The sequence below is a fragment of the Mycolicibacterium gadium genome (assembly GCF_010728925.1).
In the GTDB taxonomy this organism is placed as follows: domain Bacteria; phylum Actinomycetota; class Actinomycetes; order Mycobacteriales; family Mycobacteriaceae; genus Mycobacterium; species Mycobacterium gadium.
The window spans coordinates 1,752,141-1,778,357 of sequence record NZ_AP022608.1; the positions used below are offsets into that span (position 1 = coordinate 1,752,141).

Here is a 26,217-nt window from a genome sequence, read left to right on the forward strand (position 1 = left end):
AAACTCCTATTGGGTCTGCGGGTTCACACTTCCCACGCCACCCCATCGCGAGGGCGGCCAGGCGATGAACTGTGCTTTTCCAATCACATTGTCGACCGGCACGGTGCCCGCCTCCGGGTCACCCGTACACAGCAGGCCGCGTTGTGCGTCCTCGGGGGTGTTGGTGCAGTGTGCGCGCGAATCGGCGGAATGCGTGCGGTTGTCACCCATCACCCACACCTTGTCCTCGGGAACCGTCACCGGTCCGAACTCATTGCCGAGGCACGCGGCGTAGGGGTTGGAGGGCGCGACATTCATCGTGGTGTAGTCGAGATACGGCTCGTCGAGGCGCTTGCCGTCCACCGTCAGCCCCGTGTCCGCTCGGCACTCGACGGTCTGCCCTCCCACCGCGATCACGCGCTTCACCAGGTCGTTCTCGTCGGGCGGGACGAAGCCGATGAAGGACAGCGCGTTCTGTACCCAGCGCACCGCGGTGTTGTCGGAACGAATCGACTTGTAGCCGATGTTCCAGTTCGGCGGCCCCTTGAAGACGATGACATCGCCGGGCTCCGGCGAGCCGAACCGGTACGACAGCTTGTCGACCATAATGCGGTCACCTGTGCAGCCGGCGCAGCCGTGCAGGGTGGGCTCCATCGACTCCGAAGGAATGAGGTACGGGCGCGCGACGAACGTCAGCATGACGTAGTAGAGAACCAGCGCGATCGAGATCAGAATCGCGAATTCGCGCAGCGCACCGTGCTTCTTCTTGGGCTCTTCGGCGTCGTTCTCGGACTCGGAGTCCTCGGACACGAGGTCGGTGGGCTCATCGGGGTCGGTGGATCCGCTCACCGCATCAGGGTAGCCACCGCGGCGCTCGTCGCCGCGATCATCGGCTGCCACGCGTCAGAACCGGGCGTGTCGGCCGACTACGCCGGTCAGCGCTTCTCCTTGATCTTCGCCTTCTTGCCACGCAGTTCGCGCAGGTAGTAAAGCTTGGCGCGGCGCACATCGCCACGTGTGACGACGTCGATGTGGTCGATGTTGGGCGAATGCACCGGGAAAGTCCGCTCGACACCCACGCCGTAGCTTTCCTTGCGCACGGTGAAGGTTTCGCGGATACCGCCACCCTGCCGGCGCAGGACGACGCCCTTGAAGACCTGGATACGTTCCTTGGAGCCCTCGATGACCTTGACGTGCACGTTCACGGTGTCGCCGGGGCTGAAGTCCGGGATGTCGTCGCGCAGCGACGCCTGATCGACGAAGTCCAGCGTGTTCATCGGTGACACATCCTTGCTGTCGGCGGCCGCGGGCGTGGTCGCGAAATCAATCGCGTCGCCGAGCCGATCTTTCGGGTTTCGGGGTGTATCTCGCAGCGGACGGAGAGGCTCAAGGTCCCCGACCGGCACAGACAACTGCTCAATTGTGCCAGAAGGGCCCCCGTCAGGAGAAATCCAGTGATGAACCGCTCCCAAACGCGCCCGCGGTCTGACCAAGCGTCAGCTGCCGGAGACGGTTAGGCTGGTTAACAGGGTACGGCGGAGTTGTTGCCCGACACCGATTCCAGGACAGCGTCAAGGAGGGTCATGCGACGCGGGCCGTCGAAGCTCGTCACGTCACTCGCCATCGCCGGCGTTGCGGTGTTGTCCGCCGGCGGGTGCGAAGCCCGGGTGTACGGAACTACCCCGGAATCCGCGCTGACGGTCGTCGTACCGCAGGGCAGGATGGCGCCGCTGCCCGAAGCTCCACCCGACGAACCCGCCGCCACCTTCAACGGACTGGGTGACCGTACCCGCCAAGCCATCGCCAACGCCGCCAAGACCGGTGCCCGGATCTCCGTCGCGGTACTGGATCGCAACACCGACCAACAGGTGTCGGGCGGGGACGGTGCGGCGTTCCCCATCGCATCCGTGGTGAAGCTGTTCATCGCCGACGACCTATTGCTACAGGAATCCAAGGGTGAGACCGAGCTGTCACCAGCCGATCGCAGCGCGCTCGACGTCATGCTCAGATCGTCAGACGACAGTGCGGCCGAGAACTTCTGGAACCGCAGCGGCGGAAGCGACATCGTCAACCGCGTGGTGGCACGGTACGGCCTGGCCAACACCAAGCAGCCGTACAACGGCAAATGGGACCTCACGACAAGCACCGCGGGCGATCTGGTCCGGTACTACGACAAATTGCTGGCGGGCACCGGCGGATTGCCACAGGAACAGGCCAACGTCATCCTGGCCAATCTCGCGCAGTCGACGCCGAGGGGAATCGACGGCTATCCGCAACGGTTCGGCATTCCCGACGGGCTCTATGCCGAGCCTGTCGCCGTCAAACAGGGGTGGTTCTGCTGTTGGAGCGGCGCCAACCAATTACACGTGTCCACCGGCGTCATCGGCCCAGAGCGACGCTACGTCATGGCCATCGGATCGCTGGATCCCACCGGTGACGCGGCCGCACGCGATCACGTCACCCAACTCGTCAAGACGATGTTCCCCGGCGGCCGGATCTAGCTCTGGCCGAGTCGGGCCACACCAGCATGCGTGCAGCAGAGGACGGTCGGTCAGTCCAGCAGGTCGGGCCGGCGCTCACGGGTGCGTTGCAGGCCCTGTTCCTGTCGCCACGCGGCGATCTTGGCGTGGTCGCCGGACAGCAGAATCTCGGGCACGTCGAGCCCGCGCCAGCTCGGCGGCCGAGTGTAGCTCGGTCCTTCCAGAATCCCGTCAGAATGCGAATCATCTTGGTATGAAGCGGGATTGCCAAGCACGTCCGGCAGCAGGCGCGCGACCGCTTCGATCATGACCAACGTCGCGGACTCACCCCCGGGCAGCACGTAGTCGCCGATCGACACTTCTTCGACGCGCATCCGGCGGGCCGCATCGTCGGCGACCCGCTGGTCGATGCCTTCGTACCGTCCACACGCGAACACCAGATGCTTTTCGGTGCTCCACCGCTGGGCGTCGGCCTGGGTGAACAGCCTGCCCGCGGGCGTCGGAACCACCAAAAGGGTTTCCTCGGAACATATTTCGTCGAGCGCCTCACCCCACACTGGGGCCTTCATGACCATCCCCGGCCCACCGCCGTAGGGCGAGTCGTCGACCGAGCGGTGCACATCATGGGTCCAGCGGCGCAGATCATGCACCGCCACCGAGAAGATTCCGGCCTCGATCGCCCTGCCCGGCAACGACTGTCGCAGCGGATCGAGATACGCCGGGAACACGGTCACCACATCGATTTTCAGACCGCTGCTCATCGTCATTCCAGTTCCAGCAGACCCTCGGGCGGGTCTATCTCGATCACCTGATCCGCCAGCGACACTGACGTCACGATCGCGCCGACGAACGGCACGAGCACCTCACGCTCGCCGGTTCGTATCGAAAGCAACTCTCCCGCAGCGGTATGCAGCACCTCCGCGACCGCGCCGACGTCGGCTCCGGCGGTGGTCCGGACCCGCAGCCCCTCCAGTTGATGGTCGTAGAACTCGTCGGGATCGTCGATCGGAGGCAGGTCCGCGGAATCGACGAGGAACAGCGTGCCGCGCAACGCGTCAGCGCTGTCGCGGTCGGAAATTCCTTCGAGCCGGACCAGCAGCCGGCCACTGTGCGGACGCGAAGTATCGACGACGAAGCGGCGGTCGGTTCCGCCTTTGGCGCGAGCGCGCAGGCTGGTCCCCGGCGCGAAGCGGGTTTCGGGGTCGTCGGTACGAACATCGACGACGAGCTCTCCGGTGACCCCGTGCGCCTTGACGACCCGCCCGACAACCAGGTCCATCTCGACCTACTGGTCGGTGTCCACCACGTCGACGCGGATCCCGCGGCCGCCAATGCCCGCCACCAGCGTGCGCAGCGCGGTCGCGGTGCGTCCGCCGCGGCCGATGACCTTGCCGAGGTCGTCCGGATGGACGTGTACCTCGACGGTGCGCCCGCGGCGACTCGTGACCATGTCGACCCGGACATCGTCGGGGTTGTCCACGATTCCGCGAACCAGGTGCTCGACGGCGTCGACGACGACTGAGCTCACAGCCGGGCTCAGCTTTCGGAGGACTCGGGTGCGGCCGCGGCCGGCGTGGCCTCGGCACCCTCGGCGGCGGCCTCGGCGGGCGCCTCATCAGCCGTCTCGGCCTTCTCGGCGGCCTTCTTGGCAGGCGCCTTCTTCTTCTTGGGCTGCGTCGCCTCGCCCGACGGTGCGCCCTCGGCTTCGGCCAGGGCCGCGTTGAAGAGGTCCAGCTTGCTGGGCTTGGGTTCCTTGACCTTCAGTGTGCCCTCGGCACCGGGCAGACCCTTGAACTTCTGCCAGTCGCCGGTGATCTTCAGCAGCTGCAGGACGGGCTCGGTGGGCTGGGCGCCCACGCCCAGCCAGTACTGGGCCCGCTCGGAGTCGATCTCGATGAGGCTCGGATCTTCCTTCGGGTGATACCGGCCGATGACCTCGATCGACCGGCCGTCACGGCGGGTGCGCGCGTCAGCGACGGCGATGCGGTACTGGGGATTGCGGATCTTGCCAAGCCGAGTCAGCTTGATCTTGACAGCCATGGTTGAACGACTTCTCCTGTGATTGCCACGCTGCAATTCAGCGGTGCCGGCCGATTGCCAGCACCCGGTTTTGCTTTACGTGTGTGACCGCCGCGCAGCCGTAGTCGCGCGGCAGACAGCGGCCTATTCTGCCAGAACAGCCCCTACCGGTGGAAATCCGGTCGCTACCCTCTCGGATGTGGACGCCGCCGACACCCTGCTCGAGATCGAAGCCATCAAGCAATTGAAGGCACGCTACTGCCGCTTTCTGGACACGAAGGACTGGCAGGGGTGGCGCGGGGTGTTCGCCGACGACTTTCACAGCGACACGTCGCCCTCGGGCGGCAAGGTGATCGACGGTGCCGACGAGTTCGTCGCATTCGTGCGCAAGACGCTGGAGAAGCAGCCGACCGTGCATCAAGTGCATGCTCCCGAGATCGAGCTGACCTCGGCCACCACCGCGCGAGGGGTGTGGGCGCTCAACGATGTCGTCCGGCTGGCACCGGGTCTGAACCTCGACGGCTACGGCCACTACCACGAGACCTACGAGAAGATCGACGGCCAATGGCGCATCAAAAGCTCGACGTTGACCCGCCTGCGTACCGACTTCTTCAATCCGCTGTTCTCCGTGCGCATTTCGGACCGGCTGACCCGGGCGGCGGCCAAGCTGGCACGCCGCTGAACGCTACAGAAGCTTGTCGAAGCACTTCTCCTCGACGCGCTTGCTCATTCGCCAGCCCTCCGCGGTGCGGACGAACTCGTCGACGTACCAGATGCCGACGAACAGGATCTGCTTCTCCTCGGCGTTGAAAACCATCGGGTTGAAGCAGATCGTGCGCGAGGACGCGGTGTCGCCGTCTATGCGGACATCGAAATTGCCCAGCATGTGGTAGTAGGCCGGGAAGTTCGGAAGCACGTCCTCGAGCCACGCCTTGACCTGCGGAAAACGCCCGTCAATCCCGCCGGTGACGCGGTAGTCGATGTAGGCGTCCGGGGTGAAGACGCGATCAAGGTTGTCGAATTGCTTCTGATCGATCGCGTTCGAGTAGTCGATCATCAACTGCTGTATCTCGAAACGATCCGATATCTCTTCCAGGCTCAACATGAGTCGATTGAACACGATCGCTCCGCATTGTCTCGGCTGGCGATAGGCTCAGCCGTCATGCGGAGGATTCTTGTCTGCATCGCGACCACGCTGTGCCTATTCGCCGGGGGGACCGCGGTGGCCTCAGCCGTGCCGGCCGCCGTCGTCCAGCCATCCGGTTCGGTTCCCGTCCCCGAAGGCCCCGCCCAGGCATGGATCGTCGCCGACATGGACAGCGGCGCCGTGCTGGCGGCCCGTGACGAGTACGGCCAGTTCGCACCCGCAAGCACCATCAAGGTGCTGCTTGCGCTGACGGTGCTCGACGAACTCCCGCTCGACGCGACGATCGTGGCCAGCGAGGCCGACACCAAGGTGGAATGCAACTGCGCAGGCGTGACCCCCGGCATGGTCTACACCACACGCCAGCTGCTCGAGGCGCTGCTGCTGGTGTCGGGCAACGACGCCGCCAACACCCTGGCGAGCATGCTCGGCGGCCAAGACGTCGCTGTGATGAAGATGAACGGCAAGGCGGCGCTGCTCGGCGCGTACGGCACCAATGCGGGCTCACCGTCGGGTCTCGACGGTCCGGGCATCGACATGTGGTCCTCGCCGCACGACCTTGCGGTGATCTTCCGTGCCGCCATGGCCAACCCGGTGTTCGCGCAGATCACCGCCCAGCCGACCGCCGTCTTCCCCACCAAGACCGGTGACAAGGTGCTGGTCAACCAGGACGAGCTGCTCAAGCGCTATCCGGGCACCCTTGGCGGCAAGACGGGCTTCACCGACCTCGCGCAGAAGACGTTCGTCGGCGCAGCGGGCCGCAACGGCCGACGCCTGGTCATCGCGATGATGTTCGGTATGGACAAGCCCGGGCAGCCGACCTACTGGGATCAGGCCGCCAGCCTGCTGGACTGGGGCTTTGCACTTGATCGGAATGCGACGATCGGCAGTCTTTAGCCGATGCAAAGTTGCTGAATCGCAACACGTTCGAGACCGCGAATCCGAACGCGCCGGTTACGCTCGGCGTCCGTGCGAAAGTTGTTGGCCGCCTTGGCGATCACCCTGTGCTCGGCCAATGCGGTAGCGGCTCCCGCCGCGGCGCAGCCCGCCATGGAGCCGTCGGGGGCTGTCGCGTTGCCGGAAGGGCCGGCGCAGGCGTGGCTGCTCGCCGATCTGGACACCGGAGCAATTCTGGCCTCCCGCAACCCAAATGAGCCACACGCGCCCGCGAGCACCATCAAACCGCTGCTGGCGATGGTGGTGCTGGACAATCTGCGGCCGGACAACTTCGCTCGTGCCAACTCGTCACATACCGAGGTCGAGTGCTCGTGCGTGGGTTTGAAGCCGGGGCAGCCCTACACCGTTCAGCAGCTGTTGGCGGCGCTGCTGATGGTGTCGGGTAACGACGCGGCGAACATGCTGGCAGACATGCTCGGCGGACAGGGTGTCGCGGTCCCGGCGATGAATCGCAAGGCCGCCTCCCTCGGCGCCCGGTCCACCAAGGCGTCGTCGCCGTCGGGGCTGGACGGGCCGGGGTGGGAATCCACCACCACACCCCTCGACCTCGCGTTGATCTATCGCGCGGCGCTGCGCTATCCGCTGATCGCACAGATCATGCGATCGCCGTCGGCGCAGTTCCCCGGGAAGGCCCTCACCAACCAGAACGAACTCCTGAGCCGCTACCCCGGCACGTTCGCGGGCAAGACCGGGTTCACCAATCTCGCGCGCCACACCTATGTGGCCGCCGCCCAGCGTGGCAACCGCCGTCTTGTGGTGGTGGAGATGTACGGCACCGGCGATCTGTACGGCCAGGCGATGCGCTTGTTCGACTGGGGTTTCGGCCAGCCTCGCTGACGATTCACCGCTCCCCCACCCCGCGCTAGGGAGGCCACTGCATCGCGGACCTTTCAAGTAAGGTCACCCTAAATTTGCGACCGAGGGGATGCGATCGTGGCTGGCCGCCAGTTCTCACTGATCGTCGGCTATGGCACCGATATGGGCAACGCCGAGGATGCGGCGATGACGTTCACCGAGATGCTCGAAACCGTCGGCATCGAAGCCGAGGCCATCGAGCTCAACCAGATCGATGTCGACGAATTGCAGACGGCCACACACTTCATCGCCGTCACGTCGACCTTCGGCGACGGCGAGTTCCCCGACAACGCCACCCTGTTCTGGGAGGCGATCAGCGGTGAGACCGAGCGACTCGAGCAACTCAATTTCGCGGTGCTGGCACTCGGTGACACCTCCTACGACCTGTTCTGCCACGCGGGCAAGCTGCTGGACGAGCGACTAGAGGCACTCGGTGGCACCCGGATTGCCGATCGCGTCGACATCGACGGTTTCTACGAACAGCCGGCCAGGGCCTGGTCGACCGACGTCGTCAAAATCCTGGCCGCCGAGCGGACCGGCCCCGCTCCGGCCGCCGTCGCGGCCGCACCCGAGACGACCACGGTCGAACGACCGCCGAGCCGGGAGAGCAATCACGCCGTCGACGTCCGGCTGGTGGTCAACCGACTGCTGACCGCCCCGGAATCCGACAAGGAGGTCCGCCACTACGAGCTGGATCTCGCAGAGACCGGAATCGCTTACCAGGCAGGCGATTCGATCGCCGTGCACGCGAACAACGATCCCGTCCTGGTCGAGGCGATACTGACGCAGCTAGGCGTCGGACCCGACTACATCGTCGCCGGTCACGACGAGCCGCTCGGCGTTCTGCTGACGGACAGTTTCGAAATTCGGATGCCGTCGCGCGCGCTGAAGGCATTGGTGGCAACCCGAACCACCGACGAACAGGCCACAGCCGCCCTCAGCAGTGACACGGCAGCCACGCGCGGGTCGTGGCTCTACGGCAAGGACGTCCTCGACCTGATCAGGCTGGGCCGCCTGAGCGCCGACGAAGTGGTCGACACGCTGCGTCCCCTACAGTTCCGCGACTACTCGATTGCGTCGAGCCCGCTCACGCATTCCGATCGTGTGCACCTCACCGTCGCGACCGTGCGCTACAGCGCCGACGACCGCACGCATGGCGGTGTCGCGTCGACGTTCTTGGCCGAGCGCGGCGACACCGTGCGCGTGCACCTGCGTCCGAACAACCACTTCCGACTGCCCGCCGACGACGTACCGATCATCATGATCGGCCCCGGCACCGGCATCGCGCCGTTCCGGGCGTTCCTCCAGGAGCGCCAGGCGAGCCGGGCGCGGGGACAGTCGTGGTTGTTCTTCGGCGACCGCCGCAGGGCCACCGACTTTCTGTACGGTGACGAGTTGCAGGGCTTCGTCGACTCGGGCACGCTTACGCGACTCGACGTCGCATTCTCCCGCGACGGCACCGGGGGCGCCCCGAAAACCTATGTGCAGCAACGCATGCTGAAACACGCCGCGGAGTTCTTCGAGTGGCTGCAGGCCGGCGCGTACGTCTACGTCTGCGGTGATGCGGGCCGGATGGCCAAGGACGTCGACGCGACGTTGCACGACATCGTCGCCCGCAGTGGCGGAATGGATGCGAATGCGGCGCACCAATATGTCAACGACCTCATCAAGTCGCACCGATATCTGCGCGACGTCTACTAGCGGTAGACCCTGCCCCGCAGGATCACCACGTCGGGCGCATTGACGACGGCGGCGCCCTGCCGCGGATCGTTCTGGTAGCAGACGAGATCGGCCGAGGCACCGTGCTCGATGCCAGGGCGGCCCAGCCATTCGCGGGCGGTCCAACAGGCCGCGCCCAGCGCCTCGGTCGCGCTCATCCCGATGCCCTTGAGCGCGTCGATCTCGTCCGAGATGCGGCCGTGAGCCACCATGCTGCCCGCGTCGGTGCCCGCATAGATCGGCACGCCCGCCTCCCGCGCGGCGGCGATACGCGACGGGCACTTCTCGTAAAGATCTCGCATGTGCCGGCCATACGTCGGGAATTTCGTTGCGTTGTCCGCGATTCCGGGAAAGTTCTCGATATTGATCAACGTCGGCACCAGCGCCGTGCCGTGTTCGACCATCAGCTCGATGGTGTCGTCGGTCAGGCCGGTACCGTGCTCGATGCAGTCGATGCCTGCCTTGATGAGACCGGGCAGCGCGTCCTCGCTGAAGACGTGCGCCGTGACGCGGGCGCCGTTGTCGTGGGCCGCATCGATCGCCGCCTTCAGCACGTCGTCGGACCACAGTGGAGCCAGATCGCCGACCTCGCGGTCGATCCAGTCGCCGACAAGCTTGACCCAGCCGTCGCCGAACCGCGCCTGTTCGGCGACGGCGACCGGCAGCTGGGACTGATCGTCCAATTCGATGGCGAACCCGCGCTGGTAGCGCTTGGGCCTGGCGAGGTGGCGGCCGGCCCGGATGATCCTCGGTAGGTCGTCGTGGTCGTCGAGGCTGCGGGTGTCGATGGGCGACCCGGCGTCACGCAGGAGCAAAGCGCCCGCGTCGCGCTCCGTCTCGGCCTGGGTGATGCACTCGTCGATGGTGTCGACAGGGCCGTGCTCACCCAATCCGACGTGGCAGTGCGCATCGACGAGCCCGGGAAGGATCCAGCCGTCAGCTCCGTCAGCACCGAAGACGGTCTCGGCGTCCGGCACCGGTTCGGCACTGAGCGTGCCGTCGACGATCCACCACTCGACAGGTTGCTCATCGGGCAGCCCGCGACCCCGTATGTGCAGTGGTGGTGCAGACATGCCTAGTTCTGGCCCGGGAACTTGAACTTCGACAGATCGATGTTGGCGAGGCCGGGAGGAAGTTCGTCCAGTCCCTTGGGCATGTCGGAAAGGTCCGGGAATCCGGCGGGCATTCCCTGACCCAGCGGATTGCGCACCTTGGGTGGCGTCGGACCGCTTCCCTTTTTCCTACCCTTCTGCCCCTTCTTCTTGTTCTTCGCCGCCTTACGAGATGATCCCTTGCGCCCGAAGGGCATACCCATCTGACCGGCCATCGACGACATCATCTTGCGCGCCTCGAAGAACCGGTCGACCAGCTGGTTGACCTCACCGACTGTGACCCCGGACCCGTTGGCGATGCGCAGCCGACGCGAACCGTTGATGATCTTGGGGTCTGCACGCTCGGCGGGCGTCATGCCACGGATGATCGCCTGCAACCGGTCGAGCGACTTGTCGTCGACGGCTGCCAGCGCGTCCTTCATCTGGCCCGCACCGGGCAGCATGCCCAGCAGGTTGCCGATCGGGCCCATTTTGCGGATCGCCAGCATCTGCTCGAGGAAGTCCTCCAGCGTGAGCTCGCCGCTGCCGATCTTGGCGGCGGCTTCCTCTGCCTGTTGCGCGTCGAAGACCTGTTCGGCCTGCTCGATGAGGGTGAGCACGTCGCCCATGCCGAGAATCCGGCTGGCCATCCGGTCGGGGTGGAAGATGTCGAAATCCTCGAGCTTCTCGCCCGCGGACGCGAAGAGGATCGGCACACCGGTGATCTCACGCACCGACAGCGCGGCACCGCCGCGCGCGTCGCCATCGAGCTTGGTCAGCACCACGCCGGTGAAGCCGACGCCTTCGCGGAACGCCTCGGCGGTGTTGACGGCGTCCTGACCGATCATCGCGTCGAGCACGAAGATCACTTCGTCGGGGTTGACGGCGTCGCGAATGGCGCCGGCCTGCCGCATGAGCTCCTCGTCGATGCCGAGGCGGCCCGCGGTGTCGACGATGACGACGTCGTGGTGCCTGGCCTTGGCCTCGGCGATACCTGCCGATGCCACCGCGACCGGATCGCCGGGCGCCGAATCGTCGGATCCCTCGGCGGTGCCGGGGTGCGGCGCGAAGACGTCGACGCCCGCTCGCTGGCCGACGATCTGGAGCTGGTTGACTGCGCCGGGCCGCTGCAGGTCACACGCCACGAGCAGCGGAGTATTCCCTTGGTCTTTAAGCCATTTGGCAAGCTTGCCGGCCAGCGTGGTCTTACCGGAACCCTGCAGACCCGCCAGCATGATCACTGTCGGCGGGGTCTTCGAGAACGCCAGCCGGCGCGTCTCCCCGCCGAGGATGGCGATGAGTTCCTCGTTGACGATCTTGACGACCTGCTGGGCGGGGTTCAGGGCGCCCGACACCTCGGCGCCCTTGGCGCGCTCCTTGATGCGTGCGACGAAGTCGCGCACCACCGGCAGCGACACGTCCGCTTCGAGCAGGGCCAACCGAATCTCGCGGGTCGTCGCGTCGATGTCGGCGTCGGACAACCGCCCCTTGCCGCGCAGCCCCGCCAGCGCGCCGGTCAATCGGTCGGAAAGCGATTCAAACACGCGGTCCAGCCTAACTTCTCCCAGGCGGCACCAGGGTCAGCCGGGTACGCCCACGTCGTTCATCTGCTCGAAGGTCTTCTTCATGTCACCACGCCCGGGGTATCCAACCTCTCAGGTCAGTACAACTAACTGGCCTCCGAAACCGGTTTCGCGGGCGGCGGGGTGGGCAGGACCGCGTACAGGTCGCGCTCGAGGTCGGCCCGAACGGCATTGCCGTCTCCGACGGCGACGATTCCGAACAGGTCGACCACCGACGATCCGAGGGTGGTGACCTTCGCCCAGGCGATGTCGACGCCGTCCCGTTCGAACACCGCAGTCAGCCTCGCCAACAGGCCGGTGCGGTCGGCGCTGCGGATCTGTACCACCAGCTCGCCCGGGGCAGCACCTTCGGACCACAGGATCCGCGGCGGGGCGACCACATGATTGATCGGGACCGCGTCCGGTACTTCTCCCGCACGCGCCGTTCCGTATTGCGCGGCCTCGCGATCACGCTTGTCCAACGATGCGAGCGCATCGAGGTCGCCGTCGAGGGCCAGGATCCACTGCTGCCGCAACAGTTCGGCCGCCGGCGGAGCACCGAAATGCGGCGACACGACGAAGGTGTTGATCGCCGAACCCGCGTGTCCGTTGACCGATGCCGAATGCACACGCAGCGAGTTGAGCGCCAGCACACCCGCGGCCTTGGACAACAGTCCACGACGGTCCGGCGCGATCATCGTGATGTTGTAGATGTGGGGGCTGTCGGCAGGCGTGATCTCAACGTGCACGCCGACCTCGGCGGCCAGCGAAAGATACCGGGGGTCAATGGGATCAGGCCGCGGCAGTGGGTCACCGGCCATCACCAGCCGGCAGCGGTGCACGAGATCGCCGATGAGCGAGGCCTTCCAATCGCCCCACACTCCGGGTCCGGTGGCCAGTGAGTCCGCCTCGGCAAGCGCATGCAGTAGTTCGAGCACGACGTGGTCGCCGTCGAGCGCGTTGACCACCGCCGCAATGGTGTTGGGGTCCTGCAGATCGCGCCTCGTGGCGGTGTGCGGCAACAGCAGGTGGTGCCGCACCACCTTGGACAGAATCTCCACATCCGACGGCCACAGGCCGAGTCGGGTGCCGATCTGAACCGCCAGCTCGGCACCGATGATGCTGTGGTCGCCGCCGCGGCCCTTTCCGATGTCATGGCACAGCGCACCGAGAACCAGCAGATCCGGCCGCGACACCCTAGTGGTTAGGGCGCTTGCTCGCGAGACGGTTTCGACGAGATGACGGTCAACCGTCCAGATGTGAACGACGTCGCGCGGCGGGAGGTCGCGCACGGCGCCCCATTCCGGAAACAGCCTGCCCCACAGACCTGTTCGATCAAGCGCCTCGATGGTGGCCACAGCCGCGGGGCCCGCGCCCAGCATGACGAGCAGGTCTTTGAGCGCCTGGCGAGGCCACGGGGTACGCAGCTCGGGTGCGGTTTCGGCGAGGCGGGCCAGCGTGGAAGCCGCCATGGGCAGGCCGGTGTTGGCCGAGGCGGCCGCCACGCGCAGGATCAGACCCGGATCACGTTCGGGACGGGCGTCGCGGGCAAGGATGACTTCACCCGCGAACTCGATCACACCTTCGTCGAGGGGTCGGCGCGCAGGCCTGCGGAACGCCGAGAGTCCGCGTCTGGGAAGTGCGTTGCCTGCGGTGCGAATTCCGGCGTCGACGTAGAAGCTGATGGTGCGGGCGGCGTCGGAAAGCATGCGCGCCAACTCGAACCGGTCACCGATCTGCAGCGCGGCGCCGATCTCGTCGGCGTGCTGGGCGAGCAACAACTCCCGGCCGCGCCCAGCCACCCGATGCAATTCGGTACGTACGTTCAGCAGCGTCATGTGCGCCTCACCGAGAGTTTCGGTGGGCGACGCCAGGGATCGGCTGGGATAGACATCGGCGAGCTGGGCGATCGCCAACGCGTTGAGCAGTTGAACATCGCGCAGGCCGCCGCGTCCGCACTTGAGGTCGGGCTCCGCGCGGTGGGCGATCTCGCCGCTGCGCTGCCACCGCGCCCGGGTGTGCTCGACGAGTTCGTCGAAACGCGAAGCGACGCCGGTACGCCACTGCCGCCGCGCTCCCCCGATCAACAGGGCCGACAGATCCGCATCGCCCGCGATGTGCCGCGCTTCGAGCATGGCCAGCCCCGCGGAGATGTCTTCGCTGGCAACCGTCAACGCCTCGGGTACGGTGCGCACACTGTGGTCGATACGAATATTCGCGTCCCACAACGGATACCACATCAGCTCGGCGACCTGGCCGACGACATCATGCGGCATGTTGTCGTGCAGCAGTGTCAGGTCCAGGTCCGAATAGGGCACCAGCTCGCCACGGCCCAACCCACCGGTCGCGACAAGGGCGAAGCCGCTGGTGGGGGTGATGCCGATCTCGGCGGCCTTTGTGGTGAGCCAGAATTCGTGCAAATCGAGCAGCGCGTCGCGTAACGCAGCCGAATCCAGCTGCCGGGGACCGTTGGTCAATAGCTGTTCGGCGGCGGCGGAAAGGTCGGTCGCGGGTCGTAACGAACCCGCCGCCGGGGGTTCCCATCGAGGGGCCCCGGCGGCGGAATCTGGTTTCTGCTCAGTCATTCCGTGTCCTCCCCGGCCCTTACCCTCAAACATTCACGGTGCAACGGCCGGGCGATGACCTCTTATTTCATCAGGCTGGTCAAAGGGCGTCCGTTCCACGTTCGCCGGTGCGCACCCGCACGACCGTGTCAACGGGACTGACCCACACCTTGCCGTCGCCGATCTTTCCGGTGCGCGCGGCCTGGACGATCACGTCCACGACCTTGTCCACGGCGGAATCGTCGACCACGACCTCGACCCGAACCTTGGGAACGAAGTCGACGGAGTACTCCGCGCCGCGATACACCTCGGTGTGGCCCTTCTGGCGACCGTAGCCCTGGACCTCGCTGACGGTCATTCCGAGAATTCCGGTCTGCTCGAGTCCGGTTTTGACGTCTTCGAGTGTGAACGGCTTGATGATCGCAGTAATCAGCTTCATGTAGTCAATCCCTTCCGATGAAATTGTTGCCGATCAGGCGAGCTCATAAGCCGTTTCAGCGTGTTCGGTTTCATCGATACCAGTTTCTTCGTCCTCAGTGGAAACTCGCCAGCCCAACGGCTTCACGATGAACGCGATGATTACGGTCATGATGCCGGTGAAGATGACTGCCACCAAGGCGATTACCGTTTGCACCACCAGCTGCTGGACACCGCCGCCGAGGAACAGACCCGTATCGGTCGCGAAGAAACCGATCGCGACAGTGCCCCAGAGACCCGCGACGAGATGGACACCGACGACGTCGAGCGAGTCGTCGTATCCGAACTTGTACTTCAGTCCGATCGCCAGGGCAGACAAGATGCCCGCGATCGCGCCGAGAACCAGCGACCAGACCGGGGTGAGAGCCCCGCAGGCCGGCGTGATTGCGACGAGACCGGCGACGATGCCCGATGCGGCGCCGACGCTGGTCGCGTGTCCGTCGCGGATGCGCTCCACCAAGAGCCAGGACAGCATCGCAGCGGCGGTGGCCGCCGTGGTGTTGACCCAGACCTGGCCGGCGATCATGTCTGCCGCACCCTCGGAGCCCACGTTGAATCCGAACCACCCGAACCACAGGATCGCGGCACCCAGCATCACGAATGGGATGTTGTGCGGACGATACGGCGTCTTGCCGAACCCGGCCCGCTTGCCCAGCAGCAGCGCCAGCACCAACGCGGCCATACCGGCGTTGATGTGAACGACGGTGCCGCCGGCGAAGTCGATCGGCGCCACATTCGCCAACTCGGCTTCCGCGTCATAACCGAAAAGCCAAGACGCAATGCCGTTCTCGGCACCCGAAAGCATGCCGCCACCCCACACCATATGCGAGAGCGGAAAATACACCAGCGTGGCCCAGATACCACCGAACAGCAGCCACGTTCCGAACTTCATCCGCTCGGCGACCGCGCCACTGATCAGCGCGACGGTGATCACGGCGAAGGTGAGCTGAAAACCCACCCAGACAATCGCGGGCACCGAACCGAAGCCACCGAGGACATACAGCGTGTCCTCGCCGACTTCCTTGGTTTCCAGAAGCTGACTCACCCCGAATAGGGATATCGGATTGTCGAAGATGAGGCCCGGGTCGGCGCCGGTGTGCGCCGAAGCGAACGACATCGAATAGCCCCAGAGGATGTAGATGACGCTGACGACTCCTATTGAGCCGAACGACATCATCATCATGTTGAGCACCGACTTTTGCCGGGATAGTCCACCGTAGAAGAACGCCAGGCCAGGTGTCATGAACAACACCAGAGCCGCGGCGGTCAGCACCCAGGCGGTGTCGCCCGCGCTCAGCCCGTCCGGGCCGAACGGTGCGAATGCATCGTCAGGTAGTACTAGAGGTACGGCTGAAACCACTTTGTGTGAACCTCCTTGCGAAATGCGCCGAGAGATCGGCCTCCCGAAGAGACTCTTTGGTGCGCGTTTCACTGGTGATGCGCTCACGTTTCGAAAATGTGAACGCAACCGCCAACACGGTTACGCTCATGTTTCACCGACGAACTCGCGGGATAATGCACCGACGAAAGCTGCAGCCGCTGACTAACCGAGCAACGCGTCCACGAACGCCGCCGGCTCGAACGGAGCGAGATCGTCCGGGCCCTCGCCCAGACCGACGAGTTTCACGGGCACACCCAACTCCTGCTGCACGCGGAACACGATCCCGCCTTTCGCGGTGCCGTCGAGTTTGGTGAGCACAACGCCGGTGATGTCGACGACTTCGGCAAACACGCGGGCCTGTGGCAGACCGTTCTGGCCGATCGTGGCATCGAGCACCAGCAGCACCTCGTCGACCTCGGCGCGACGGCTCACCACACGCTTGACCTTGCCCAGTTCGTCCATCAGGCCGGTCTTGGTGTGCAGGCGTCCCGCGGTGTCGATGACCACCACGTCGGCACCGGTCTCGACGCCGACGTCGACGGCGTCGAACGCCACCGACGCGGGGTCGGCGCCCTCGGCGCCGCGCACTACCTGCGCGCCGACGCGAGACGCCCAGCTCTGTAACTGGTCCGCTGCGGCCGCGCGGAAGGTGTCGGCGGCACCCAGGACGACGCGGCGTCCGTCGGCCACCAGCACCCGAGCCAGCTTTCCGACGGTCGTCGTCTTGCCGGTGCCGTTGACGCCCACGACCAGCAGCACGGACGGCTTGTCGGCGTGCGGAAGCGCCCTGATGGACCGATCCAGGTCGGGCTGCAACTCGTCGATCAAGACGTGGCGCAGCACGGCGCGGGCGTCCGCCTCGTTACGCACCTGGCTGCTGGCCATCCGCGCACGCAACGCCGCGACGACCGAATCCGTCGCCGCCGGGCCCAGGTCGGCGATCAGGAGGGTGTCCTCGACGTCCTGCCAGGAGTCTTCATCGAGGTCGCCACCGCCGAGCAGGCCGAGCATGCTGCGGCCCAGCGTGCTCTGCGACTTGGCGAGGCGGCCCCGCAGCCTCTCCAGGCGGCCCTCGGCCGGGGCGATCTCGTCGAGCGCGGGCGCTTCAGGCTCGGCGGGGGCTGCAGGCTCGGCAGGCGCTGCCGGCTCGGCGGGCGCTTCAGGCTCTGCGGGGGCTGCCGGTTCGGCTGGGGCCGTCGGCGGCTGTTCGACGACCGGGGGTTCCGGCAGCAGTACGTCGGCGATCACCCGCTTCGGGGCGTCCCGCGGAATGGTGGCATCATCGCCGACGGCGGGTAGCCCGTCGGTATCGATCCGTTCGACCGGCTCAGCGGGCGCTGATTGCGAGAACGTGATGGTGGACGAGGCGGTGTAGCCGCCCGAGCGGTCGAGAGGAGTGGCGGTGTCCTTGGACGACAAACTGACCCGTCGGCGCCGGTACCGCACCAGGCCCACGATTAGCGCGGTCACGAGTAAAACGGCGATGACCGCGATCGCGATCCACAGCTCGACAGTCACCACGTCATTGTCTCAGGAGGGGTAGCCGGTGACTTCCGCGCCCGGGAACTCCGGCGGCATCATGGAAACCCGCAAACGACGTCACATCGACGCGTGCCTCGGCGACGCGGTCGACTTTCAGACGGTGACGACGGGGTTGGAGCGCTATCGGTTGCCGTACAACGCGCTCACCCAGACCGACCTGGGGTCCATCGAGTTGGCGACCGAATTCCTGGGCATCCACTTGCGCGCTCCCGTGCTCATCGGCGCGATGACCGGGGGCGCGGAGTTGTCCGGCACCATCAATCGCAACCTCGCCGGTGCGGCCCAGCAGCTCGGTGTGGGGATGATGCTGGGCTCGCAGCGCATCATGCTCGACAACGGTCCGGCCTCCGCGACGTTCCGGGTCCGCGACATCGCGCCGGACGTATTGCTGATCGGCAACATCGGACTGAGCCAACTGACCGCGCAGACGGTGGGGGCCCTGGTCGAGGCCTTGGATCAGATCGGCGCCAACGCCCTTGCGGTGCATACCAATCCGTTGCAGGAAGCCATGCAGCACAAGGGTGACACCGACTTCTCGGGTTCGATAGGACGCCTTCGCGACATCGCGGCGGCCATCGGATACCCGGTGATGGTCAAGGAGGTCGGCCACGGTATCGGGGCCAGGGCCGCGGCCGAACTTTCGGACTGCCCCATCGCCGCTGTCGACGTCGCAGGCGCGGGCGGTACGTCGTGGGCGCGCGTCGAGCAGTTCGTCCGCTACGGCGAGATCCGGTACCCGGCGCTGGCCGAGTGGGGCATCCCGACCGCACAGGCACTCGTGGAAGTGAGGCGCACACTGCCCGGAGTTCCGCTGGTCGCCTCCGGCGGCATTCGCACCGGGATGGACGCGGCCAAGGCGATCGCATTGGGCGCCGACGTGGTGTCGGTGGCGCGACCGTTGCTGGCGCCTGCGATCGAATCGTCTGCCGCCGTTGTGGATTGGCTGCAGCGCTTCATCGACGAACTGATGATCTGTCTGCACGGCAGCGGCGCGGCCAACCTTGCCGAACTTCGCGAGGGCGGCGTCACCACCCTGTGATTTCGGTGCGCGAACAGCCGCTGGGCGAGCTTCAGCGCACCGAAACCGCTGTCAGTTGGCGGCGCCGACCAGTTCCTGGCCGCGCATGCGCTGACTGATCACCGCCGTGATGCCGTCGTCGCGCATCGTCACGCCGTACAGCGCGTCGGCGATCTCCATCGTCGGCTTCTGGTGCGTGATGATGAGCAGCTGCGACTGGCTGCGCAATTGCTCGAACAGCCCCAACAGGCGGCGCAGGTTCACGTCGTCGAGTGCGGCCTCCACCTCGTCCATCACGTAGAACGGCGACGGCCTCGCGCGGAAGATGGCCACCAGCATCGCGACGGCGGTCAGCGACTTCTCACCACCCGACAGCAGTGACAGGCGCTTGATCTTCTTGCCAGGCGGGCGGGCCTCGACCTCGATGCCGGTGGTGAGCATGTCGTCGGGGTTCGTCAGCAGCAGCCTGCCCTCGCCGCCGGGGAACAACGCCGAGAACACTTGCTGGAACTCACGTTCCACGTCGACGTACGCCTCGGAGAACACCTGGAGGATACGGGCGTCGACATCGTCGATGACGTCGAGCAGATCCTTGCGGGCCGCCTTGACGTCCTCCAATTGCGTGGACAGGAAGTTGTAGCGCTCCTCCAGTGCCGCGAACTCCTCCAGCGCCAGTGGATTCACCCGGCCCAGCTCGTTGAGTTCGCGCTCGGCCTTCTTGGCGCGACGCTCCTGGGTGGGCCTGTCGAACGGCATGGGCGCCGGCGCCATCACCTGCTCGCCGCGCTCGCGCGCCTGCTCGTACTCAGCCATCTCCAGCTCCGACGGAGGGAGCGCGACATCGGGGCCGTACTCGGCGACCAGATCGGCCGCCGCCATTCCGAACGTCTCGAGGACATGCTCCTCGAGCTGTTCGATACGAAGTGCCGCTTGCGCTTTGGCGATCTCGTCGCGGTGCAGGGCGTCGGTGAGAGCGTTGATCTTGGCGCTTAACTCGTTGACTTCCTCGCGCGCCTTCGCCAATGCGGTTGCGCGGTGCTGACGTTCGGCGGCGACGTCGTCACGTGCTTGCGACGCGACGGCCACTGCCGCGCTGAGCCGCTGCGCGACCAGGCGTCCCGACTCCGCCACGGCGGCTGCGACCGCCGCGGCGTGCACGCGTGCCTCCCGGGCACGCTGCGCGCGCAAGCGGGCATCACGTTCGGCGGTAGCCGCCCTGCGCATCGAATCGGCCCGGCCGCGAACGGCATTCGCTCGCTCTTCGGCCGTCCGGACGGCCAGCCGCGCCTCCACCTCGGCGCCGCGGGCAGCCTCGGCGGCCGCCGTCGACTCCTGGCGATCGACCGGTTCGGATTCGAGCGTCGGCTCCTCTTGCGCGTTGTGTAGTCGCTGCTCTAGCTCGGCGAGCTCCTGGACGGTCCGATTGCGGCCGGCCTCGAGTTCGTCGCGCTGCCGGATCAGCCGCTGCCACTCGTCATCGGTCGCGCGGGCGTCCTGGCCGAGCCGCCCAAGCTGTTCGTAGACCGCCGAGATCGCCGCGTCGGACTCGTTGAGCGCGGCCAGCGCCTGTTCGGCGGCGTCTTGGCGGGTAGCCTGCTCGGCCAACGCACCGGCCAGCGCGGCGGACAGTTCTGCGGTCTGCTTCTCGGCGGCTGCGAGCTCTTGGCGGGCCTTTTCGACCTCGGACGCGATCTCCAGCGTGCTGGGCTTGCGATCTGAACCGCCGGTGACCGATCCCGCCCCCACGAGATCCCCGTCCGCGGTGACCGCCTTGAGCTGCGGGCGCGCGACGACCACATCCAGCGCGGCGGACAGGTCGCGAACCACCACAACTCCCGACAGCATCGCGGTCATCGCGCCCTGCAGCCGATGGGGCGCATCGACGAGATCCAACGCCCACAGCGCGCCCTCGGGTGCGGGGCCTTCGTCGGGCGCGGCGTGGTGAGGCCAGTCGCCGAGGACGATGGCCGCGCGGCCCCCGTCGGACTGCTTCAGCGCCGCGACGGCCGACCGCGCGGCACCCGAATTCTCGGCGGCGACGGCATCGGCGGCGGCGCCCAGCACCGCGGCGATCGCCACCTCGTAGCCCGGGCGCACCTTGACCAGATTGGCGATCGAGCCGAAAAGGCCTGACCCGCCGTGGTTTTTCTGCAGCCAAGCCGCTCCGTCTTTGCGTTCGAGGCCGACGGACAACGCCTCGATACGGGCCCGCAGTGACGCCACCTGACGTTCGGCGCCACGCTCGGCACCCTGCAGTTCGGCGACCCGTTCGTCGGCGAGCCGCAGCGCGGTCACCGTGCGATCGTGGTGCTCGTCGAGGCCGACCTCACCCGCATCGAGTTGGCCGACTCGACCCTGCACGGTCTCGAACTCGGCCTGGGTTTGCTGGGCTTTGGCTGCTGCCTCGTCGATCCCGACGGTCAGCCGTGCGACGGTCTCGTCGATCGACTCGACGCGGGTGCGCATCGTGTCGACCTGGCCGGCCAGCCGGGCCAGACCCTCACGGCGGTCGGCCTCGGCGCGGACGGCGGCCAGATGGGCGCGTTCGGCTTCTGCGGCGACACCTTCGCGCGCACTGAGTTCGGCGCGGGCGGCTTCCAGGCGGGTGCGCGATTCGTCCAGCTCCGCAAGTAGTCGGCGCTCCTGGGCGGCGACCTCTTCGGCCTTGGCCTCCAGCTCGTCGGGGTCGGGTCCGGTCGACGCTTCAGGCTCGGTGTCCAGGTGCTGGGCCCGCTCGCTGGCGATGCGCACCGTGGCGCTGACCCGTTCGGCCAACGCCGACAGCGAAAACCAGGTCTGCTGAGCGGATTCCGCGCGCTCGCTGAGGCTGCCGACCGCCGACTCGTGCCCGTTCAGCTCGACGGTACGCGCCTCGAGCCGCGCCACCAGATCGTCATGTTCACGACGCAGCGTCGTCTCGGTCTGGTTGGTGTTCTCGAACTCCGCCCTGCGGACGACGAGGTCGTCGGCCGCCAGCCGCAACCGGGCGTCACGCAGGTCGGCCTGGATGGTCTGGGCGCGGCGAGCCATCTCCGCCTGCCTGCCCAGCGGCTTGAGCTGGCGGCGCAGCTCGGTCGTCAGGTCCGTCAGCCGCGCCAGGTTGGCCGACATCGAGTCGAGCTTGCGGACGGCCTTTTCCTTGCGCTTGCGGTGCTTGAGGACGCCCGCGGCCTCTTCGATGAACGCGCGCCTGTCCTCGGGTCGGGATTCGAGGATCTCGGAGAGCTTGCCCTGCCCGACGATCACGTGCATTTCGCGGCCGATGCCGGAGTCGGACAGCAGCTCCTGCACGTCCATCAAACGGCAACTGGCGCCGTTGATCTCGTACTCGCTGCCGCCGTCACGGAACATCCGGCGGGTGATCGACACTTCGGAGTATTCGATCGGCAGCGAGTTGTCGGAATTGTCGATCGTGACCGTCACCTCGGCGCGGCCGAGCGGCGGGCGTGACGACGTGCCTGCGAAGATGACGTCTTCCATCTTGCCGCCGCGCAGAGTCTTGGCACCCTGTTCGCCCATCACCCACGTGAGCGCGTCGACGACGTTCGACTTGCCGGACCCGTTCGGGCCGACGACACACGTGATGCCTGGCTCGAAGCGCAGAGTCGTCGGCGAAGCAAACGACTTGAAGCCCTTCAGGGTCAGACTCTTGAGGTGCACGACGTGCCACACTACCGTCGCGCAGGCTATCGCTCGGTGAACCCCGATAGCGTTTCGCCGACTTCTGACCAATCGGCGATCACTTTGTCGACATGTCCCGGCGTATGGCCGCCTTGCAGCAGGTCAAGTAACTTTTCGCAGGCCTCTCGCGGACCCTGGGCGACCACTTGAACGCGGCCGTCGGGCCTGTTCGAGGCGTATCCGGTCAACCCGAGTTCCAGCGCGCGCGACCGGGTCCACCACCGGAAGCCGACTCCCTGCACGTGGCCGTGCACCCATGCCGTGAGACGTACCTCAGCTAACTCCTGCATCATTTACCTCAAACGTCACTTTGGTACCGGACTTGAGGGTGCGGCCCACCGTGCAGACCTGATCGATCGCCCGCTCCACGACGGTGAGTACCCGCGCCCGCTCCTCCTCCGGCAGCCCCGACAGGTCGAGTTCCATGCGCTCCTCCAGCAGCGGGTAGCGCTCCTGTTCGCGATCGGCGGGGCCCGACACCCTGATCGTGGTGGAGTAATCCTCGCCGAGACGGCGCTGCAAGGGGGCGTCGCTGGCCATCCCGCTGCAGGCCGCAAGCGCGATCTTCATCAGCTCGCCCGGGGTGAACACGCCCTCGACATCCTCGCTGCCGACGAGTACCTCGGCACCGCGCGCGCTGCGTCCGGTGTAGCGGCGGGCGCCGGTGCGCTCAACCCATAGTTCAGTCATGCAGTATTTCTACAACGCCAGTCCAACCGCCATTCCCACGCCGAAATCCGACTTTTGTAGCGAAAGTGCGAGTAACCCCCTACAAAACTCGGATTTGGGCGCGCTCAGCCACGCCGTACCCGCGGGCGTGGTTGGCATTTTGGGCAATAGAACGACGAGCGGTTCATGAACTTTTCCCGCCGCATCACCGCGCCGCACCGCCGGCACGGCTCACCCTCGCGGCCGTAGGCGTCCAGCGAGCGGTCGAAATAGCCGGACTCGCCGTTGACATTCACATACAGCGAGTCGAAGGACGTGCCTCCCTGCCCGAGCGCCTCGGTCATCACCTCGGCGGCGGCGTCGAGCACCTCGGCCAGCTTCGACCGGGTCAGCGACGACGCCAGTCGCGCACCGTTGACGCGTGCCCGCCACAGCGCCTCGTCGGCGTAGATGTTGCCGATCCCCGAAACGACCGTCTGATCGAGCAGCTGCCGCTTGATCTCGGAATGTTTGCGCCGCAACACCGTAACGACGCCATCGCGATTGAATCCCGGGTCCAGTGGATCGCGGGCGACGTGCGCCACGGGAAAGGGAACATCGGTGCCCTCGACGGTGACGAGGTCGGCCAACATCCATCCGCCGAACGTGCGCTGGTCCACGAAACTCAGCGCTGTGCCATCGTCGAGCAGTGCCGCGATGCGCAGGTGGTCCTCCCGCGGCAGCGGTCCGAGCAGCATCTGCCCACTCATCCCCAGGTGGACCACCAGAGCCGATCCGTCATCGAGCGTCAGCCACAAGTACTTCCCGCGCCGCCCCGTGCCGACAATCCTCGAATCGAGCAGGCGCGCCGTCAGATCGGCGGGCCCAGCCTCGTGACGACGCACAGCGCGTGGATGATGAACCCGCACAGCGGTAATGGTTTTGTCGACGACGTGTGCGTCCAAACCCCGGCGAACGACCTCGACTTCGGGAAGTTCAGGCATCTTCGTCTGCAGCGGACGTCAGCGCGTTCCACGCCGCAGCGGCCGCCTTGAGCTCGGCCTCTTTCTTGGTGCGGCCGAGCCCCCTGCCGTACTCATCGTCGGCGATGATCACCATCGCGGTGAATTCCTTGTCGTGGTCCGGCCCGGTTGATGTCACCGTGTACGAGGGCGCACCCATGCCGCGGGATGCGGTGAGCTCCTGCAGACTGCTCTTCCAGTCCAGCCCCGCACCCAGCGTTGGCGCGGTGTCCAGCAGCGAAGCGAACAGGCGCAGGATCACCTCCCGCGCCGTGACGATGCCGTGCTCCAAATAGATTGCACCGAGCAGGGATTCGACACCGTCGGCAAGGATGCTGGCCTTGCCGGCGCCGCCGGAGTTTTCCTCACCCTTACCCAGCAGCAGATAGGCGCCGAGCCCGTCGTCGGACAGTTCGCGTCCGACGTCGGCCAGCGCATGGGTGTTGACGATGCTTGCCCGCAGCTTGGCCAAATCGCCCTCGCTGCGATCGGGGTGGCGGTGATACAGCTCCTCGGTGATGGTCAGCCCGAGAACAGCGTCGCCGAGGAACTCCAACCGCTCGTTGGTGGGCAATCCGCCGTTCTCGTACGAGTAACTGCGATGGGTGAGTGAAATGGTGAGCAGTTCGTCTGGCAGGTCCACGCCCAGCGCCTTGAGAAGCGGCGTGCGGTCAGTCACGGGTGTCCTCAGTGGGATCGTCGGCTCCGCCGACAGCGTCGAACATGCCCGACAGCTTGGCCCATCGCGGGTCGATCTTTTCGTGCTGATGTCCCGGTTCGGCCGTCGCCAGCGGCACACCACAGTCGGGGCAGAGCCCGATGCAGTCGGGGCCGCACAGCGGGACGAACGGCAACGCCAGGCCGACGGCGTCGATGATCGGCTGCTCCAGGTCGACGGTGTCGTCCACCACGCGGCCGAGCTCGTCGGCCTCGGTGGTCTCATCGGTGGCGCTGTCGGGATAGGCGAACAGTTCGGTGATGTCGATGTCGACGTGCCCGGTGATCGGCGTCAGACAGCGCGCACACTCACCGACCGTAGGGGCGGATACCGTGCCGGTGATCAGGACTCCCTCCGAGACGGCTTCGATCCGCAGATCCAGAGCCAGCGGGGCGCCCTCGTCGATCGCAATCAGGTCCAGTCCGATACGCATGGGGCTGGGCACGGTCTCGGCAACGGTCATCATCGACCCCGGCCTGCGGCCGAGCCTGGAGATGTTTAGCACGAGCGGCGATCGCGAGGCCCGCCGCGCCCCCGACTTCGCATGCGTCGCCATAGGGATCGATCTTACGGCGGCCGTCCCAGGGCCTAGCGAGCTGCGTAGTCGTGCGTCCCCGCCGCGGTCCGCAGCTGATGGCGGCCGCGGCCTACCGACCTCAGCGTGCCGTTGAGGAAGTCCTCGAACTCGGCCAGCTTGCTGTCGACGTAGATGTCGCATTCGCCGCGCAGTCGGTCGGCCTCGGCGTGTGCCGAGTCGATGAGGCGGGTGGCTTCCAGCGTGGCGGTCTGGACGATCTCGGTCTGGGCGACGAGCCGCTGCTGTTCCTTGATGCCTTCCTGCACGGCCTTCTCGTAGGCGAGGTTGCCGTTCTCGATGAGCCGGTCGGCCTCGTTCTTGGCGCGTCCGGTGCTCGCCTCGTACTCCCGCTTGGCGGTGGCGGCCAGACGTGAGGCCTCTTCGCGCGCCTCTGCGACCATGCGCTCGCTGTGCTGACGGGCTTCGCCGACCATGCGGTCAGCCTGCGACTTCGCGTCGGCGAGCAGTCGGTCGGCCTCGGCGCGGGCATGGTTGACCAGGGAATCCGCCTCCGCCGTGGCCGACGACACCATGGACCCGGAGTGCTCCTTGGCCTCGCGCAACAAAGAGTCACGAGCATCGAGTACATCCTGGGCGTCGTCGAGTTCGCCCGGGATCGCGTCCTTGATGTCGTCGATCAACTCCAGGACATCGCCGCGGGGCACGACGCAGCCTGCCGTCATGGGCACGCCGCGCGCTTCTTCCACAATCGCGCCCAACTCGTCGAGCGCTTCAAATACTCGGTACACGGCAACACCCTCCAGGCGTAGTTGACAGTTACCA

General features: G+C 66.4%; 26 protein-coding genes. 6 read left to right on the plus strand and 20 right to left on the minus strand.

Features of this window, described 5'->3' with window-relative positions:
- Positions 1-6: 6 nt before the first annotated feature.
- Together lepB and rplS are read right to left on the minus strand one after the other, a co-directional pair.
- On the minus strand, positions 7-828 hold the full coding sequence (lepB, locus tag G6N36_RS08780) for a signal peptidase I (RefSeq protein WP_163686178.1): 822 nt from the start codon (positions 826-828) through the stop codon (positions 7-9).
- A gap of 86 nt (positions 829-914) precedes the next feature.
- On the minus strand, positions 915-1,256 hold the full coding sequence (gene rplS, locus G6N36_RS08785; protein ID WP_006242158.1) for a 50S ribosomal protein L19: 342 nt from the start codon (positions 1,254-1,256) through the stop codon (positions 915-917).
- Between the two features lie 306 nt (positions 1,257-1,562).
- Between rplS and G6N36_RS08790 the strand changes: the two genes are divergently transcribed.
- Complete coding sequence (locus G6N36_RS08790) at positions 1,563-2,480, plus strand: serine hydrolase (RefSeq protein ID WP_163686179.1); 918 nt, start codon at positions 1,563-1,565, stop codon at positions 2,478-2,480.
- Between the two features lie 50 nt (positions 2,481-2,530).
- Here G6N36_RS08790 and trmD read toward each other — a convergent pair whose 3' ends face one another.
- Genes trmD through rpsP form a run of 4 tightly spaced genes read right to left on the minus strand, consistent with a single transcriptional unit; the run spans position 2,531 to position 4,499 of the window.
- Positions 2,531-3,208, minus strand: a complete 678-nt coding sequence (gene trmD / locus G6N36_RS08795; protein ID WP_179964919.1) for a tRNA (guanosine(37)-N1)-methyltransferase TrmD — start codon at positions 3,206-3,208, stop codon at positions 2,531-2,533.
- A gap of 14 nt (positions 3,209-3,222) precedes the next feature.
- The gene (gene rimM, locus G6N36_RS08800) at positions 3,223-3,738 is read right to left on the minus strand and encodes a ribosome maturation factor RimM (RefSeq protein ID WP_163686181.1); all 516 of its coding nucleotides are present in this window, start codon (positions 3,736-3,738) and stop codon (positions 3,223-3,225) included.
- A gap of 6 nt (positions 3,739-3,744) precedes the next feature.
- Positions 3,745-3,987 carry an RNA-binding protein gene (locus G6N36_RS08805; protein ID WP_003881089.1) on the minus strand — a complete coding sequence of 81 codons (243 nt, stop codon included), beginning with the start codon at positions 3,985-3,987 and terminating at the stop codon, positions 3,745-3,747.
- Positions 3,988-3,995: 8 nt separating this feature from the next.
- Positions 3,996-4,499, minus strand: coding sequence for a 30S ribosomal protein S16 (gene rpsP / locus G6N36_RS08810; protein WP_163686182.1), 504 nt, complete (start codon positions 4,497-4,499; stop codon positions 3,996-3,998).
- A gap of 178 nt (positions 4,500-4,677) precedes the next feature.
- On the opposite strand from rpsP, the gene G6N36_RS08815 reads away from it, so the two are divergent.
- Positions 4,678-5,160, plus strand: a complete 483-nt coding sequence (locus tag G6N36_RS08815) for a nuclear transport factor 2 family protein (protein WP_163686183.1) — start codon at positions 4,678-4,680, stop codon at positions 5,158-5,160.
- Between the two features lie 3 nt (positions 5,161-5,163).
- Here the strand turns inward: G6N36_RS08815 and G6N36_RS08820 are convergent, their stop codons facing one another.
- Entirely contained in the window at positions 5,164-5,583 is a 420-nt protein-coding gene (locus tag G6N36_RS08820) for a nuclear transport factor 2 family protein (RefSeq protein WP_163690555.1), read from the minus strand.
- 57 nt (positions 5,584-5,640) lie between these two features.
- On the opposite strand from G6N36_RS08820, the gene G6N36_RS08825 reads away from it, so the two are divergent.
- The 3 genes from G6N36_RS08825 (at position 5,641) to G6N36_RS08835 (ending at position 9,135) form a co-directional block, all read left to right on the plus strand.
- Complete coding sequence (locus G6N36_RS08825) at positions 5,641-6,519, plus strand: D-alanyl-D-alanine carboxypeptidase family protein (protein ID WP_163686184.1); 879 nt, start codon at positions 5,641-5,643, stop codon at positions 6,517-6,519.
- 72 nt (positions 6,520-6,591) lie between these two features.
- Positions 6,592-7,416 (plus strand): D-alanyl-D-alanine carboxypeptidase family protein, encoded by an 825-nt coding sequence (locus tag G6N36_RS08830; RefSeq protein WP_163686185.1) that lies wholly within the window; start codon positions 6,592-6,594, stop codon positions 7,414-7,416.
- A 93-nt stretch (positions 7,417-7,509) separates the two neighbouring features.
- Positions 7,510-9,135 carry a diflavin oxidoreductase gene (locus G6N36_RS08835; protein ID WP_163690556.1) on the plus strand — a complete coding sequence of 542 codons (1,626 nt, stop codon included), beginning with the start codon at positions 7,510-7,512 and terminating at the stop codon, positions 9,133-9,135.
- On the opposite strand, the gene G6N36_RS08840 is transcribed toward G6N36_RS08835, so the two are convergent.
- From G6N36_RS08840 to ftsY, 6 genes are all read right to left on the minus strand, one after another.
- A complete protein-coding gene (locus tag G6N36_RS08840) occupies positions 9,132-10,226 on the minus strand; it encodes a metal-dependent hydrolase family protein (RefSeq protein ID WP_163686186.1) in 1,095 nt (364 codons plus the stop codon). The genes G6N36_RS08835 and G6N36_RS08840 overlap by 4 nt on opposite strands.
- A gap of 2 nt (positions 10,227-10,228) precedes the next feature.
- Positions 10,229-11,788, minus strand: coding sequence for a signal recognition particle protein (ffh, locus tag G6N36_RS08845; protein WP_163686187.1), 1,560 nt, complete (start codon positions 11,786-11,788; stop codon positions 10,229-10,231).
- A 125-nt stretch (positions 11,789-11,913) separates the two neighbouring features.
- Positions 11,914-14,391, minus strand: coding sequence for a [protein-PII] uridylyltransferase (locus G6N36_RS08850; RefSeq protein ID WP_163686188.1), 2,478 nt, complete (start codon positions 14,389-14,391; stop codon positions 11,914-11,916).
- Positions 14,392-14,470: 79 nt separating this feature from the next.
- The gene (locus G6N36_RS08855; RefSeq protein ID WP_006242172.1) at positions 14,471-14,809 is read right to left on the minus strand and encodes a P-II family nitrogen regulator; all 339 of its coding nucleotides are present in this window, start codon (positions 14,807-14,809) and stop codon (positions 14,471-14,473) included.
- Positions 14,810-14,842: 33 nt separating this feature from the next.
- Positions 14,843-16,207, minus strand: coding sequence for an ammonium transporter (locus G6N36_RS08860; RefSeq protein WP_163686189.1), 1,365 nt, complete (start codon positions 16,205-16,207; stop codon positions 14,843-14,845).
- A gap of 183 nt (positions 16,208-16,390) precedes the next feature.
- Complete coding sequence (gene ftsY, locus G6N36_RS08865; RefSeq protein WP_163686190.1) at positions 16,391-17,746, minus strand: signal recognition particle-docking protein FtsY; 1,356 nt, start codon at positions 17,744-17,746, stop codon at positions 16,391-16,393.
- A 61-nt stretch (positions 17,747-17,807) separates the two neighbouring features.
- Here ftsY and fni point away from each other — a divergent pair, with 61 nt between their 5' ends.
- Entirely contained in the window at positions 17,808-18,809 is a 1,002-nt protein-coding gene (fni, locus tag G6N36_RS08870; RefSeq protein ID WP_163690557.1) for a type 2 isopentenyl-diphosphate Delta-isomerase, read from the plus strand.
- A gap of 51 nt (positions 18,810-18,860) precedes the next feature.
- Here the strand turns inward: fni and smc are convergent, their stop codons facing one another.
- The 7 genes from smc to sepIVA all read right to left on the minus strand — a co-directional run bounded on the left by smc (position 18,861) and on the right by sepIVA (position 26,183).
- The gene (gene smc / locus G6N36_RS08875) at positions 18,861-22,448 is read right to left on the minus strand and encodes a chromosome segregation protein SMC (protein ID WP_170311110.1); all 3,588 of its coding nucleotides are present in this window, start codon (positions 22,446-22,448) and stop codon (positions 18,861-18,863) included.
- A gap of 26 nt (positions 22,449-22,474) precedes the next feature.
- Positions 22,475-22,759 carry an acylphosphatase gene (locus tag G6N36_RS08880; protein WP_083126154.1) on the minus strand — a complete coding sequence of 95 codons (285 nt, stop codon included), beginning with the start codon at positions 22,757-22,759 and terminating at the stop codon, positions 22,475-22,477.
- Positions 22,743-23,159, minus strand: a complete 417-nt coding sequence (locus tag G6N36_RS08885) for an OsmC family protein (RefSeq protein ID WP_163686192.1) — start codon at positions 23,157-23,159, stop codon at positions 22,743-22,745. Before G6N36_RS08885 ends, G6N36_RS08880 begins: the two co-directional genes overlap by 17 nt.
- Before the next feature lie 104 nt (positions 23,160-23,263).
- A complete protein-coding gene (mutM, locus tag G6N36_RS08890) occupies positions 23,264-24,121 on the minus strand; it encodes a DNA-formamidopyrimidine glycosylase (RefSeq protein WP_163686193.1) in 858 nt (285 codons plus the stop codon).
- Positions 24,114-24,818, minus strand: a complete 705-nt coding sequence (gene rnc / locus G6N36_RS08895; protein WP_163686194.1) for a ribonuclease III — start codon at positions 24,816-24,818, stop codon at positions 24,114-24,116. The genes mutM and rnc overlap by 8 nt, the downstream gene beginning before the upstream one ends.
- Positions 24,811-25,413 (minus strand): YceD family protein, encoded by a 603-nt coding sequence (locus G6N36_RS08900; RefSeq protein ID WP_163686195.1) that lies wholly within the window; start codon positions 25,411-25,413, stop codon positions 24,811-24,813. Before G6N36_RS08900 ends, rnc begins: the two co-directional genes overlap by 8 nt.
- Before the next feature lie 32 nt (positions 25,414-25,445).
- Positions 25,446-26,183 carry a cell division protein SepIVA gene (sepIVA, locus tag G6N36_RS08905; protein WP_083125932.1) on the minus strand — a complete coding sequence of 246 codons (738 nt, stop codon included), beginning with the start codon at positions 26,181-26,183 and terminating at the stop codon, positions 25,446-25,448.
- Positions 26,184-26,217: the final 34 nt, after the last annotated feature.